Source organism: Arthrobacter sp. 24S4-2 (assembly GCF_005280255.1).
Taxonomy (GTDB): domain Bacteria; phylum Actinomycetota; class Actinomycetes; order Actinomycetales; family Micrococcaceae; genus Arthrobacter.
Genome location: NZ_CP040018.1, coordinates 4,374,749 through 4,388,026, shown reverse-complemented (window position 1 = coordinate 4,388,026; position 13,278 = coordinate 4,374,749). Strand labels below are relative to the sequence as shown.

At 63.6% G+C, this 13,278-nt stretch carries 14 protein-coding genes and 1 pseudogene; 5 read left to right on the top strand and 10 right to left on the bottom strand.

The genetic code is table 11. The features are described 5' to 3' along the window. Nucleotides 1–119 precede the first annotated feature (119 nt). The 3 genes and pseudogenes from FCN77_RS20375 (at nucleotide 120) to FCN77_RS20365 (ending at nucleotide 2,280) form a co-directional block, all read left to right on the top strand. Nucleotides 120–629, top strand: coding sequence for a prevent-host-death protein (locus FCN77_RS20375; RefSeq protein WP_254678656.1), 510 nt, complete (start codon nucleotides 120–122; stop codon nucleotides 627–629). A 3-nt stretch (nucleotides 630–632) separates the two neighbouring features. Beyond that, on the top strand, nucleotides 633–986 hold the full coding sequence (locus tag FCN77_RS20370) for a hypothetical protein (RefSeq protein WP_137323721.1): 354 nt from the start codon (nucleotides 633–635) through the stop codon (nucleotides 984–986). 221 nt (nucleotides 987–1,207) lie between these two features. Beyond that, nucleotides 1,208–2,280: pseudogene (locus tag FCN77_RS20365) on the top strand (IS30 family transposase). Between the two features lie 51 nt (nucleotides 2,281–2,331). Here FCN77_RS20365 and FCN77_RS20360 read toward each other — a convergent pair. The 5 genes from FCN77_RS20360 to FCN77_RS20340 all read right to left on the bottom strand — a co-directional run bounded on the left by FCN77_RS20360 (nucleotide 2,332) and on the right by FCN77_RS20340 (nucleotide 7,094). Beyond that, a complete protein-coding gene (locus tag FCN77_RS20360) occupies nucleotides 2,332–2,862 on the bottom strand; it encodes an FtsX-like permease family protein (RefSeq protein ID WP_254678655.1) in 531 nt (176 codons plus the stop codon). A 160-nt stretch (nucleotides 2,863–3,022) separates the two neighbouring features. After that, nucleotides 3,023–4,084 carry a D-TA family PLP-dependent enzyme gene (locus tag FCN77_RS20355; protein WP_137324887.1) on the bottom strand — a complete coding sequence of 354 codons (1,062 nt, stop codon included), beginning with the start codon at nucleotides 4,082–4,084 and terminating at the stop codon, nucleotides 3,023–3,025. A 270-nt stretch (nucleotides 4,085–4,354) separates the two neighbouring features. Continuing rightward, nucleotides 4,355–4,888, bottom strand: coding sequence for a RidA family protein (locus FCN77_RS20350; RefSeq protein WP_137323720.1), 534 nt, complete (start codon nucleotides 4,886–4,888; stop codon nucleotides 4,355–4,357). A 231-nt stretch (nucleotides 4,889–5,119) separates the two neighbouring features. Then, on the bottom strand, nucleotides 5,120–6,604 hold the full coding sequence (locus FCN77_RS20345) for an IS1182 family transposase (RefSeq protein WP_137323719.1): 1,485 nt from the start codon (nucleotides 6,602–6,604) through the stop codon (nucleotides 5,120–5,122). Nucleotides 6,605–6,821: 217 nt separating this feature from the next. Then, entirely contained in the window at nucleotides 6,822–7,094 is a 273-nt protein-coding gene (locus FCN77_RS20340) for a helix-turn-helix domain-containing protein (protein ID WP_137323718.1), read from the bottom strand. A gap of 52 nt (nucleotides 7,095–7,146) precedes the next feature. Here FCN77_RS20340 and map point away from each other — a divergent pair, with 52 nt between their 5' ends. Continuing rightward, a complete protein-coding gene (gene map / locus FCN77_RS20335) occupies nucleotides 7,147–7,917 on the top strand; it encodes a type I methionyl aminopeptidase (RefSeq protein ID WP_137324886.1) in 771 nt (256 codons plus the stop codon). Nucleotides 7,918–7,939: 22 nt separating this feature from the next. Here the strand turns inward: map and FCN77_RS20330 are convergent, their stop codons facing one another. Then, complete coding sequence (locus FCN77_RS20330; protein ID WP_254679046.1) at nucleotides 7,940–9,145, bottom strand: multidrug effflux MFS transporter; 1,206 nt, start codon at nucleotides 9,143–9,145, stop codon at nucleotides 7,940–7,942. A 175-nt stretch (nucleotides 9,146–9,320) separates the two neighbouring features. Between FCN77_RS20330 and FCN77_RS20325 the strand changes: the two genes are divergently transcribed. After that, on the top strand, nucleotides 9,321–10,220 hold the full coding sequence (locus tag FCN77_RS20325; protein ID WP_175417339.1) for a helix-turn-helix transcriptional regulator: 900 nt from the start codon (nucleotides 9,321–9,323) through the stop codon (nucleotides 10,218–10,220). Between the two features lie 42 nt (nucleotides 10,221–10,262). Here the strand turns inward: FCN77_RS20325 and FCN77_RS26080 are convergent, their stop codons facing one another. The 4 genes from FCN77_RS26080 to FCN77_RS20305 all read right to left on the bottom strand — a co-directional run bounded on the left by FCN77_RS26080 (nucleotide 10,263) and on the right by FCN77_RS20305 (nucleotide 13,181). Then, nucleotides 10,263–11,111, bottom strand: coding sequence for a hypothetical protein (locus FCN77_RS26080; RefSeq protein WP_175417338.1), 849 nt, complete (start codon nucleotides 11,109–11,111; stop codon nucleotides 10,263–10,265). Nucleotides 11,112–11,259: 148 nt separating this feature from the next. Next, the gene (locus tag FCN77_RS20315) at nucleotides 11,260–11,700 is read right to left on the bottom strand and encodes a sigma factor-like helix-turn-helix DNA-binding protein (RefSeq protein WP_137323716.1); all 441 of its coding nucleotides are present in this window, start codon (nucleotides 11,698–11,700) and stop codon (nucleotides 11,260–11,262) included. Nucleotides 11,701–11,710: 10 nt separating this feature from the next. Next, complete coding sequence (locus FCN77_RS20310) at nucleotides 11,711–12,670, bottom strand: hypothetical protein (RefSeq protein ID WP_137323715.1); 960 nt, start codon at nucleotides 12,668–12,670, stop codon at nucleotides 11,711–11,713. Continuing rightward, nucleotides 12,645–13,181: an RNA polymerase sigma factor gene (locus tag FCN77_RS20305; RefSeq protein ID WP_137324883.1), complete on the bottom strand. Its 537-nt coding sequence runs from the start codon at nucleotides 13,179–13,181 to the stop codon at nucleotides 12,645–12,647. Before FCN77_RS20305 ends, FCN77_RS20310 begins: the two co-directional genes overlap by 26 nt. Nucleotides 13,182–13,278 lie beyond the last annotated feature (97 nt).

Sequence of the window (13,278 nt, the reverse complement as noted above, 5' to 3'; positions counted from 1 at the left end):
TGGCCGCCGAAGACTTCGATCACTTCGAGGTCCCGATGCTGGAGGAAGGACCGCTAACCGTCATCTTCGGCGCTTTGCGACCGTAGACTTCAGAACACGTTCTGAGTTAGTGTTGGTACATGAGCGCAGCAACAAAATCACGAAAGACCCCCCAGCCTTCCAAAACCCCAGTGGCATTCCAGCCCTTCAAGACCCGGACGTCATTCCAGTCTTCTGAACTGAGCCGCTCCTCCGCTGATGTTTTTGCAGCAGCGGCAGACCACCCTGTCCGGGTCACCCGCCGTGACGGCGAGTCCCTCGTGCTGATGTCCGAGAGCGCAGATGCGGCACGCATTTCACTGCTGGAACTGGCAGCTCAGCTCGTTGCAGTCTCAACAAGCACGGAGGGAACCCTTGCAGCCCGGATGAGCGACCGCTTCCCGTGGATGCTTGCCCTGAGCCCAGCTGACCAGGAGGCTTGTGCCGATGATGTCCTGGCGGCAGCGAGGGCGTCCTTTGCTACCAATCAGCCCCATCTGGCCATTGCAGAACTGACCTCATGGCGTGAGACTGCCACGGCCATCGCAGCCGGCCTCGGCAAGGAACCTGTGGAGTGGCTCGACGACTCGGAAGCCGTCGAGCGTCCGTAGAACATGCCGAAGAGTGGGAAGAGCGAAAAGGTCGAGCGGCCGACGAAGAAGAGTGAGTACGAACTTCGGTTTGCCTCTGTTCAGGCGCAGCGTGGCTGGATAGACCTGAAGGCCACGATCAGGAATCCCCTGGTCGACGCCTGGGATTTTCTGACGCGGACCCCTGAGCAGATCACACCCTTCAATTACCCTCTACGCGGTGATCTGGGTCTTGTGACGCGTGGCGGGGCCACCCATGAGCGGTGGCAGCACAAGCCCACACTCAAGGGTGATGCCCGCATCTGGTTCTACGTCGTGGAGCAAGTGGTCTTTCTTGAGCAGGTCCATACAAGCCATCCCAACGAGACGAAGAGTTGAGTGATCACGCATCTGTGAACAGCACGGCCACCTCTGACCACGGGACGGTGTCGCACGAGCGCCCGTAAGCCGATGGCGAGTTCAATCGGTCGTTGCAACACCCCTTTTATTGTGAGGTGTTGCGCATGTTGTCGAAGAAGGAACGGATCGATAAGGAGGCCCGGTTCTGGGTGTTGATGGCCCAGGGTTCGACGTTGATCGCGGCGTGCGAGGCTGTGGGAGTGGATCGACGAACGGGGCGGCGTTGGCGCCAGGCGACCGGCGGGCGGATCCCGCGGAAGAAACCCGAACCCTCGGGCCGATACCTGTGTCTGGAGGACCGGCTGCAGATCGCGGATCTGCACCTTTCCGGGACCAGTGTGCGGTCGGCCTCGACGGTCAGCCGTGAGCTGCGCCGTAACGGACCCGAGACGGGCCCGCGGAGCCGGGGGAAGTACGCCCCGTATGCGGCGCAGAAACGAGCCGAGCTGCGCGGACGCCGGCCCAAGGCCAGCAAGTTCGATGACCTGGAACTGGCATCCCTGGTGCAGGCCAAGTTGTGCCTGAAGTGGAGCCCTGAACAGATCAGTGATGACCATGCCATGACGTTCCCGGACCGGGAGGAGATGCGGGTGTGTCCCGAGACGATCTATCAGGCGCTGTATGTGCAGGGCCGTGGTCACCTGCGCGCTGAGCTGCACCAACACTTGCGCACGGGCCGCGCCGTGAGGCGCCCAAGACGCTCCACCGGCAAACGGGCCGGGAAGATCCCGGACATGATCTTGATCAGCGAACGACCCGCCGAGGTCGCCGACCGCGCCGTGCCGGGGCACTGGGAAGGGGATTTGGTGCTGGGGTCGAACTGCCGCTCGGCCATCGCCACCTTGGTTGAGCGCCAGACCCGGTTTACGATGCTGGTCCACCTGCCCGATGACCACGGCGCCATAGCTGTCCGTGACGGTCTGCTGGCGGCAATCAAGACCCTGCCGGGGCACCTGCGTAAGTCGCTGACCTGGGATCAGGGCACCGAGCTGGCCCAGCACCGCCAGATCACCGCGGCGACCAGGATGGACATCTACTTCTGCGACCCGCACCAACCTGGCAGCGCGGAACCAACGAGAACACCAATGGGCTCTTGCGCCAGTACTTCCCCAAGGGCACCGACCTGTCCGCGCACTCACCCGAGCGGCTGCTCGAAGTTGCCGCAGAACTAAACGCCCGGCCCCGCAAGACCTTGGGCGGCATAACCCCCGCCCAGGCAATGCAACGGCTAATATCTGAACCAGAAAAACCCGCCGTTGCAACGACCGCCTGAATTCGCCGATCCTCCACCGGACGCTTCACTGGCTCGTCTTGAGTGCGTGTTTCACTCGAAGCGGGTAGCCGTCATTGCCGTATTGCTCCGAATGAGACTAAATGTCGCGGTGACTGCTCCGAGGGCCAGGAGCAGGCTGAGACCCAGGGCCATGAAGTAGTCGGGTGCCGGCCAGGCTACCCGATAGCTGTCGTCAATGAAGGTCACCATCAGCCAGGCGACAAGGAATCCGAGGCCGACCGAGAGCAGCAGCACGGTCAGGAGCGGGACGGCGGCTTCACGGGTGATGATCCGGCGCAGGACGGACACCGGCATTCCCATCAGCCGCATCAGGCCGAGAACTCTCTTCCGGTCCAGGATGGCGGAGGCGGTGGCGACGGCCAGGGACAGGCCGGCGATGGCGATCGCGACAAACGTGCCCAGGCAAGCGAGCACGGCCAGACCCTGAAGCAGGCGGCCGGTGGACTGCAGTTTGAGGTCCAACGGGGAAGTGGCCGGGATGGCCGTGATGCCTGAACCGTTTAATGCTGTCCGGGCACGGTCCATGGCCTCCGATGTCCCGTCGGTGCCGAGCAAGATCACGACCGGTACCATTCCGTCCGGGTTGGCGGCGGGCGCCGGGGTCAGTGCCAGGGGCTGCGTTGTCCAGTACTGGAGAAACGATGTATCAACGGCGACGGTGTCTGTGGCCGGAATGTCCTCGAACCGAGTCTGGGTCCGACCGCGTCTCCGTACTCGTCGTTTAGTTGTTCCTGCCGCGCGCTGCCACCGCCCACCGGTCCACTACCGAGCCGTTCTGAACCACTGTGACCTGATCAACGAGATTCATGGCCAGACACACGTGGTTGGGTATGACCCTTAGCCGCTGCCCCGGCGTGGGCAGGTCGGCGTTTTCGGGCCATTCGACGGTGGCGTGATGTTCGGACAGTGCCGTTATCCTCGCGTCAGGAAAGTCGGGTAGCCGGCCGTAGCCGGTCGCCCATCCGGGACGGTCACTCCCCAGGATTTTGCTGCCGGCGTCGACAACGATGCGCCTGAGGTTGCCGGAGTGTGCCTCATGGCGACTGACGACAGTTGTTGCGACGGTCAAAGCAATCTCGTTCCAGGTGCACCGTTCGAGTTCCAGCTGTTGTGCGTCCCCGAAGACGTAAACACCAGGACGGAGCTCTGTGGCAACAGTTTCACCCTCGAGGAGCGCCGTTGGTGTGGAGCCTCCGCTGATTTCCTTGACGTCGAACCCCGCAGAGGCCAGCTCCGCTGCTGCTTGGGTTAGAGCCCGGTTCTCATCATGTGCGGCACCCATCGGCATGCCCGGCTTGTAGCTGTGCCCGGGGAACGTGAATACGCCGGTTACAGTCAAGCCCGAATTGGCGGCTGCCCGGGCGACGAGGCTGGCGTCCCCCGGCAGGACCCCGCTGCGGTGGTGTCCGCTGTCGACCTCGATGAGTACGTTGATGCTCCCGGCGTCGGCGCCGAGGCTTCGTCCCATTGCGGTGGCGCCTTCCACGGAGTCTATTCCGACTGCGATAGTGGCCACTGTTGCCAGCTGATGTAGGCGATCAGCATGATGGGTATCTACCCAGAGCGGGTAGGCGATGAAGATATCGCTGGCCCCTCCCTCGGCGAAGACTTCGGCCTCCCCGATCGTGGCGACGGTCAGGCCGACCGCACCGGCAGCAAGCTGTTTGGACGCAATTTCAAGCGTTTTGTGGGTCTTCGCATGCGGGCGCAGCTTGAGCCCCCTGGTGCGCATACTTGCGGCCATCCGTTCGATGTTCCGGTCGAGCACATCGATATCAATCATGATTTCCGGGGTGACGATCTCATCGGGAATAACTTTGTTCACTTAGACCTCGCAATTCTGGACGCAGCCCTTCCGAGGGCTATTGGTTCGTTCTGTGACAGGCGGGGGCAATGTCCAACAGGAAACTGTCTTCTCAGGCGGGGCGGCAGCGCAGGACGGCATTAACGAAGATTCCCTCTCAAATTTTCAGTCACCGGCATTGAGGGAAAGGGGTCTTCAGCTGATGATGTGGGCCCCTTCCCCGTCAGACTGCGTACTTCAGCAACCTGGCTACGAGGTGGGCAATGGGGCGGACGTCCAGCCTACAGGCCGGGCAGAGTCCGGAAATAGCTCGACGGTTACTTCGACTTCCACAGGTGCGTCCAGTGGAAGAACCGCGACTCCGACGGCGGATCGTGCGTGTTTTCCTGCTTCACCGAATATCTCGCCCAGCAGTTCGGAAGCGCCATTGATGACGCCGGGTTGTCCCGTGAACGCGGGATCCGAGGCGACGAATCCGACTACCTTGATGATCTGGCTGATCCGGTCCAGATCGCCGATTTGCGCTTTGATAGCAGCCAGGGCGTTGATTGCGCAGGTTGCGGCATATGCCTTTGCATCGTCAGCACTGACCCCGGCTCCTACTTTCCCGCGGCCTTGGAGCTCACCGTTGATAAACGGCAGCTGGCCGGACGTGAAGACATGATTATCACTCCCTATGGCCGGGACATATACGGCTACCGGCGGGGCTACCTGAGGCAGCTCGATTCCGAGTGCCTGGAGCCGGCGCTCGATGTGGGAGGTAGCGCTGAGAGTATTCGACATTTTTGTTGGTGTTCTTTCCTGTGTTGGTGAAGTTGCGGTGCCGCGGAGCAGTGCGGAACCGATTGTTGCGGGGAGGTGCCAGCCATCGAGCGAGCGTGTTGCTGCCGGTTTGAGGAATCTAGGAGCGTGGGGCGGTAGTGGTTTCCGTCATCCAGGGGTGGTCCTGTCTACTGACCGGTGACACGTTGCCATCTTGATGGCCGGGCAGCCGTGGCCGCCTTGGCCCGTGGGTTAGGCTCCGGCCGGCGCGTTGAGACCGGCTTTGGCTTTGAAAGTGAACAATTTCAGCAGGTTGTGACAGCCTGCCATCAGTTCCCACTCGTGTTTGGCCTGTTCGAGGCCGCGCAGGAGTACGTGTTTGCCCTGGCGGGTGTGGATTTGCCCGAAGACCGGTTCGATGATCGCCTTGCGCCGCGCGTAAACGGACCGGCCCTTCTTGGTTTTGAGTTTCCTCGCCATCCGTTCCCGGAGTGTGGCGGTGGCCGGGATCCTGCCCCGGGGCGTCTCGGGAACCTTTTCGCCGTGTTTGAGCCGGCCGGTCGCGATGAAGAACTCGGTCCCGCCGGCGGCCTCGATTTCCTTCACGTGTTCGAGGTTGGCTGCTGAACAATATCCGGCATCAATGGTCCATTGGGCGGGCATCCGGCCCAGGGTTTCGGCGGTGCGTTCGGTCATCGGGACCAGTTGCTGCACGTCCACCGCGGTGTTGTTCAGATCGGTGGCGACGATGACCTGATGGTCCGCGTCGACCACGGCCTGGGCGTTGTAGCAATAGTGGTACGAGCCGTCTGCGGTCTTCATGATCCGGGAGTCGGGGTCCGTGAAATTGCGCTGGGCCCTCGGTCTGACCTCCGCTTTGGCCGCGGCTTCCTCGCCCTTGGCCGCAGCCGCCCCGTCGTCATCGCCGCGGTCCCGGGCTTTCTGCTCCGCCTCTTTGCGTGCTTTGGCCGCTGCGTCCTCTTCGAGCTGTTTGCGGGCCGCGGCCATCTTCGCCAGCCGCGATTGCCGGTCGGCCAGGTCCGGCGGGAGCTCATCGCCGCGCGTATCCGCCCCGAACCGGGCATCCTCCTCCCTGTCCACGGCCTCGGCGTCGGCGAGCATGTCCGAGACCTCCGCGGCGAGGATCCTCTGTTTTTCGGTCAGCCGTCCGTAGCTCATCGCCTTTCGCCGGGACGCGTTGGCCCGGACCTTCGTCCCGTCCAGGGCAACCCGGCCCAAGGAGACCATGCCCGCGGCCCGGCAGAGTTCCAGCGCCTGCAGGAACACGTTCCCCAACGCCGCGAGATGGCGTTTGCGGAACCGGCCGATGGACCGGAAATCCGGTGCCTGCTGCCCGGCCAGCCAACGGAACGCGACCACGTCCACGCACGCCCGCTCCAACTCCCGGGAGGAACGCACCCCGACGCAGTAACCGTAAAGCAGGACCCGGACCATCAACCGCGGATCATACGGCGGCTGGCCCTTCGTCTTCCCATACGAGCCGTAGAACCGGGACAGATCCAGCTCCAGGGACACCAGATCAGCGATGAACCGGGCCAGATGATTGCCCGGCAACCACTCATCCAGCGACGGCGGGACCAGCATCACCGCGTCCGGCTCAAAGGATTTGAACCGCTTCTTCACACCAGCACCGGCCTCAACGATCCCGTCATCAAAACGCTCCACCCGCTCCACGAGAGCTTCATCAAAAAGGCCATCCTGGGAACCGGAATTCATACTCCCGATTCTTCCAGCCACCCCTCCCGCACCCCGGCAATTCACACGGCGTTTTAAGAACCCGGCCGACTACTGACCCGCGCTCCTAGGCTTTCCCTCGAGAAGACCGGCACCGCGCCGTGATCCTCGTCCCTAGCTACCCCTCAACGGCCCTCTCTTCACCCAAATCGAACGGGTCATGAAAATCAACGAACTCAGCAAGAACCGGGAGATGCGCTCAGGAAGCTACATCGAACTTCTCATTCGATGACCTTCGTAGCGTTCCCTGGATGGCATCCAGGGAGAGAGCCAGTTCTTCGGCAAGGGCAGCCACGATCATGAAGGACGGTGTCGCGATTCGACCCGTCTCGATCTTCCGGAGTGTCTCAGGGGATATCCCCGCGCCAAGGGCCACCTGGACCAGGGTCCGCTCACCACGCGCACTACGGAGCATCTCTCCGAGCAGCCGCCCTGCTCGGATGTCTTCGGGGCTTAGGGGAACTCTAACCATCTTCCAAGCATAGTACCGTTATAATAATAACGGTCCTATGTTGGAGGAATCATTGATTGAGCTACTCACGCCTCGCGAAGTGGACGAGGCACGTCTCTCCGGCCAATTCGTGGCGAAGACACTGTCGGACTTGAGGGAGAGAATCGAGCCCGGAACGAATCTCTTGGAAATAAACGACTGGGCAGCTTCGATGATCCGGATCGCAGGAGCCCGCTCGTGTTATGTCGACTACGCCCCGTCGTTTGGGCGCGGCCCCTTCGGGAAAGTCATCTGTACGTCCGTCAACGATGCCGTTTTACACGGCCTTCCTCATGACTACGTTCTGATGGAGGGGGATCTGCTTACCCTTGATTTCGCAGCCAGTGTTAACGGGTGGGTCACTGATTCCGCAATCAGCTTCGTTGTAGGGGATTCTTCTGCCCCTGAAGACGGGTACATGATCGAAACCACCGAGAAAGCGCTTTTGGCCGGTATCCATGCAGCCCAGTCCGGAGCGCGTATTGGGGATATCTCCCATGCAATCGGCTCAGTGCTCGAATCAGCGCACTTTCAGGTCAACACCGAATTTGGCGGACACGGGGTGGGAAGCACCATGCACCAGGACCCGCATATTCCGAACATCGGTAAGCCTGGACGCGGATACGTGCTGCGCCCCGGACTGCTTCTGGCAATAGAACCCTGGATCATGGACGGCACCAGCAAACTCGTTACAGCTCCTGACGGGTGGACCTTGTGCAGCTCAAATGGCCGCCGGACTGCGCACTCCGAGCACACGATTGCCGTCACGGAAGCCGGACCCGTCATTCTCACTCAACTGGCCTAAAAAGCGCCGGCCCGAGGCATCGCTAGGCCGTGCGGCGCCTCCGCACCAGCCCCAGGCAGAGCGCGGCCGCACCTGCCGCAACGGCTGCGACGACGCCGAACGGAACAGGATCGTTGGCTCCGCCGATGCCCACCAGGGGTGCGGCGAAGCCGCCGAAGGCGAACCGGGCCAGCCCCAGGAGCGAGGAAGCCGTTCCGGCGATGCCGGGGTAGTCCTTGAGCGCAAGCGACGTGGCCGGCGGGCTGGTCACGGCCACGCCGCTGACCATGGTGAACAGGGACAGGATGATGGCGATCAACGGCAGGTGCAGGAGTGCCGTGGCCAGCAGGCCCAGGGCGCCGGCGAGCGTCATGGCCAGGCCTGCGGCGAGCGTTCCCCGTTCGGACCACCGTTCGGCCAGGCGGCCGCCGATGAATCCGAAGATCACGAAGCCCAGTGAGTTCAGGCCGAACGCGAACGAGTAGCCCTGCGGGGAGAGGCCGTACATGCCCTGCAGGATGTAGGTTGCCCCGCTCAGGTAGGCGAAGATCGCGGAGTACGTGAAGCCGGTGATCAGCACGGCCCCGATGAACACCCGGTCGGCAAGGAGCGTGCGGAAGTCACGAAGCGTGTGGGAGAGCCCTCCGGTGGTCCGTCGGTCGGCGGGCAGGGTCTCCCGGAAAACCAGCAGGCAGGCCACGAGGATGGCCACACCCACGGCTGCGAGGAACAGGAAGACTCCGCGCCAGTCCGTGACGGCGGCCAGTTGGCCGCCGATCACCGGGCCGATGATGGCGGCAAGTCCGCCGAGCACTGTCAGACGGCCGTAGTAGCGGAGCAGCTTGCCGCCGGAGTAAACGTCCCGGCCGGCAGCCTGCGCGATCACGATGCCCACGGCGCCGGCGAGGCCCTGGACGAACCTTGCGGCCACAAGGGTTTCGATGGTGGGGCTGATCGCGCACAGTGCCGAGGTGACGGTGTAGGCCACGACTCCGATGAGCAGCGGCATCCGCCGGCCGAAGCGGTCCGAGAGCGGGCCGGCGATTACCTGGCCCATCGCCAGTCCCAGCAGGCAGGCCGTGATGGTCAGCTGGGCCACCGATGTGGTGCTGTGAAGCTCCCCGGTGAGGGCCGGCAGGACGGGCAGGTAGAGGTCCATGGAGATGGGACCGAAGATTGTCAGCAGGCCGAGGACCACCGCGAGCGGGCGGCCCACGGTCAGTTCACGTGCGGGTGCAGGGGCGCCAATGGCGGTCACGCTGGCTCCGTTCCTGTGGGGGTGGGATGGGCGGGGCAGGAGCCCTGAGTTCAATGCAACAGCTGAGTTCAATGCAACCGCGTCGCCGCAGCCTTAGCGAGGGCTCCGCTTATCCGGGTTCTGCCAGTACCTCCCTGCGGATGCCGGTGCGCGGTAGCGTGGATGAGTGGACAACAGGATGGCAGTGCGCGAGTTTCTCGCCTCGAGACGGGCCAAGCTCACTCCCGAAATGGCAGGGCTCACGCTCTATGGCGGACGACGCCGGGTCCCCGGCTTGCGCCGCGAGGAGGTGGCCATGCTCGCCGGGGTCAGCGTGGACTACTACACCAAGCTTGAACGCGGGAACCTCGCCGGCACCTCAGAGAGCGTCCTGGACTCAATCGCCAGGGCGCTGAAGCTGGACGAGGCTGAACGGGACCACCTCTACAACCTTGCCCGCGCGGCCAGCCCGGCCGGCAGAAGCCGGCGCCGCCCCCTGCAGAGCGGGAGCGTCCGGCCCACCCTGCAGTTCATGCTCGACTCCATCACTGGTTCGCCGGCGTTCATCGGCAACCACCACATGGACATCGTGGCGGCCAACCAGCTGGGCTACGCCCTGTACTCGGAGATGTACCGGAACCCCGCGCGGCCCGCCAACCACTCCAGGTTCATCTTCCTGGACCCCAAAGCGCGGGACTTTTACCCCAACTGGGAGCTGGCGGCCAACACCAACGTCGCCATCCTGCGCACGCAGAGCGGACGCAACCCGTTCGACAAGCGCCTGGCGGACCTCGTGGGGGAACTGTCCATGCGCAGCGAGGAATTCCGGACGCGGTGGGCAGCCCACAACGTCCGGCGCCATTACGCCGGGACCAAGGTCTTCCGCCACCCGGTGGTCGGAGAACTCGAACTCGCCTACGAAGCCATGGAGCTTGCCGAAGATCCCGGGTTTACCCTCACCGTCTACCCGGCCGTGCCCGGATCCCCGTCCGATGAGCGCCTCCGCCTTCTGGCCAGCTGGGCCGAAACCGAACGGATCCAGGACCTTGCCGCGGCAACCCAGCCCCAGGACATCCGCCGCGCCTGAACAGGCACGCCTGAACAGGCGCCCGCTATTCCCCTGGTCGCCTCAGTTCGATGGGCGTCTAGGGTCCGGCAGCTGCCAGAGCCGCGAACGATCCGCAGGGAACGAGAATTTCAGGGAACTGATGAGCCGTTTGAGCGCGGCGAATTCCTGTGACTGGACGTAGCGCCGCGCATCCTCAGCTGATGAGAACGTGCGTGCATAGCTGGATCTGGGTGCAGCAGCGGCATGGCCTGGAGTGTCGAGTCCCAGGACATCACCGAATCTGAGGATCAACGGTGGCGCCCCAGGAAACGGTGGCGCCCCAGGAAACGGTGGCGCCCCAGGAAACGGTGGCGCCCCGGGAACACGGACAGAATCCCCGCAGGCGTTCCCGCCGGATGTCTGCGGCACGAGTCCGAAGGATCCCCTGGGTTCCTTCCCGGTTGTCAGCCCATACGAGAATGCGGACGCCAGGGCGGGATCCAGCAGTTCTGCGCCTGTGGTGACGTCAGTCCGCTGCAATTGCAGTGCGGGTTCCAAGGGGAGGGGGCACGCTTGTGGGCCGGGCGATGGACCGAAATAGAGCATGGCAACGGGCAAGGAGTTTTCGTCAAACACGGTGGCGTGCAGTCCGGGATACCCGGCCGAGGGCTCCTGCCGGTGCACGCTCCACGCGACCGGCAGCTCGATGCTTGCCTCGATCGCGCTGGAGGCATCGGCCCAGGGGGTGACCAAGGCGGCGGCACGCCATTCCATGGAGGAGGCGGCCGGGGAGCCGGCGGCGGCTGCGGCACTCCCCGCGGGGCGGCCTCCGCCGTCGTCGCCGCCCTGTTGCTTCGACGCCGGCGTGAGTGCGACAGCCACCCCCAGTCCTCCTGCGGCCAACAGGGTGAACGCCAGGACGGCGTGCATGAGGTTCCTCCCAAGGCCTCCTGGCCGCGACGGGGTCTTCGGCAAACCGGGTCCAAGCGTTTCGACCCCATCGGATGCAACCCTTTTACCGGCATCGATGGGAAACAATGGCGATTGGACGCGCGGCGCCGCGTCAGAAATCTGTTGCTCAAGCGGTTTCATCGGTGCTGCCCGCCAGGGCGTAGCCGAGCCGCCGGGCCCGGCGGTCCGCGTGCCTGTAGGCCTTCTCCAAGAGCGCTCCCGCGCGCGTCATGGAGCAACCCAGGTAGTCGGCAAGTTCGCCCATGCTGAGGTGGTCCCAGTAGACGAGCCTCAGCACTTCGCGCTCCATGGGGCGGAGGGACGCGATGATCCCGGCGATGGATGCCTGCTGTGCCACCTCGTTGTCCCTCTCCCGAATGGCTGCGGCCGCCGGGCGTGCTGACGCGGCCAGCAGTGCTCCAAACGGGACGTCCTGCGTTTGGCTCTGGGCCCAGCGGAACGCGTCCATGGCAAGTACTTGGGAGTAGTCGGCATCACCCGTCCTGCGGGCCAGGAACAAGCTGAGTCTGTGGAAGTCTGCTGGAGAGTCACCCGTCTGGCTGGGCATGGCCCGCCCCCTATTCCGGTTGGATGATGCGCACGGACGACAGCATCCGTTTGTACGCCTGGTATTCGTCCGTGCCCTTGAACGCCGTGGCTTCGTCGAGCGAGGCGAATGTGGGGGTCAAGGACGTCGTCGATGTGGACAACCACCCGGCAGCCACGCCGTTGAACTGGAAGTGGTCTGAAACAGTCAGCATGGTGCCGTTGGGAAGGGACTCGATGTGGTGGTACTCCGTGCATCCGTCCACTGCGGTCCCGGCCGGCAGGGAAGTGATTCCGAACGATGCCTTCAGCCGCGTGCCTGTGACAACTCGGTAGACGAACCTCGGCGATGTTGTTCCGGGTGTTTCTGCGTTGAAGGGCACATCCACCGGGATGCTATCCAACTCCACATAGTCCTCGGGCGTAGCAACGCAGGCCTGGGGGTCGCGCTGCGGGAGCACCCTCCCGTAGTAGATCTGCGCAAGGACGTCCTGGGTTGGGGTGTCCCGCACGATCTTGATGGACAGGGAGTCGTAGCTTTCGTTGGGTACGTCGCTGATTGTCGTAAATCCTGGGGCCACGTCGATCTGAATCTGCGGACCGGTGGCTCCGCCGGTTTCCTTGGTGGATAACCGCACCACCCGCCATCCGTCCGATCCGGACACCGTGCCGCTAACGCTCGGTGATGGGCTGACCGCAGGCGGTGCCGGCTGCAGTGGGGCCAGGACTTGGGTCAGTACGACGGCGGCAATCACCAGCGCAGACAACGCAGCCACAGCGACCGCAACAGTCCAGGGCCTTCGGGCAAGTCTGTTCCAGGGGTTCCGGTTTCTGTCACGGTCAACAAAGTCCGGACCGGTGACATGCAGGGCGGCTGCGTCGTCGAGCGCTGTACGCAACTCGGCCCGGGCATCCAGCCGCGGCGCGTTTGAGGGCCGCACGGGATTGGCTGCTTTCAGTAATTCGTCAATCCTGTCCATGGGAGTGTTCACCTGCCTTGTCCTTATGGCCGGCTGTGAGCCTTGCGGGCAGGGCAGCGGCGAAGGCACGCTTGGCCCGATGAAGGCGGACCGCAACGCTGTTTTCCGTGCATCCAAGTGAAGCCGCGATCTCTGCGGTGGAGAGTTCGTCCCAGAAATGCAACATCAGAATCTCCCTCTCCCTTGGCCGCAGCTTTCCGAGCGTTTCTGCGACGGCGGCCTCCACCTCATCACCGGCAGGTTCGGCGGCGGCCCGGACACCTGCTGCGAGCTTGAGGATCAACTCGCGCCTGCGCCGTCTGCCGCGGTACTCATTTCCGATGACGTTCCGCGCCACGGCGAACAGCCATCCCACCTCGGTAGTGGGCTCATACCGGGATTTTTGCCAAGCAATGCGGAAGACGTCCGAAGCGAGCTCCCGAGCTACTTCCAGATCGCCGACGCGGCGGAGGATGTAGTGCAGGACGCGTTCGTGCTGGGCGGCATGAAGGGAGATGAACTCGGCTTCCCGCTGCAACAACATCACGCTGCCCTCGCTCGTTTGAGGCCCTGGGTTTCCCTATACACCCCATGTTTCCGCGAACCGCGGGATTCTTACAGGCAATGCCGGGGAATTGAAT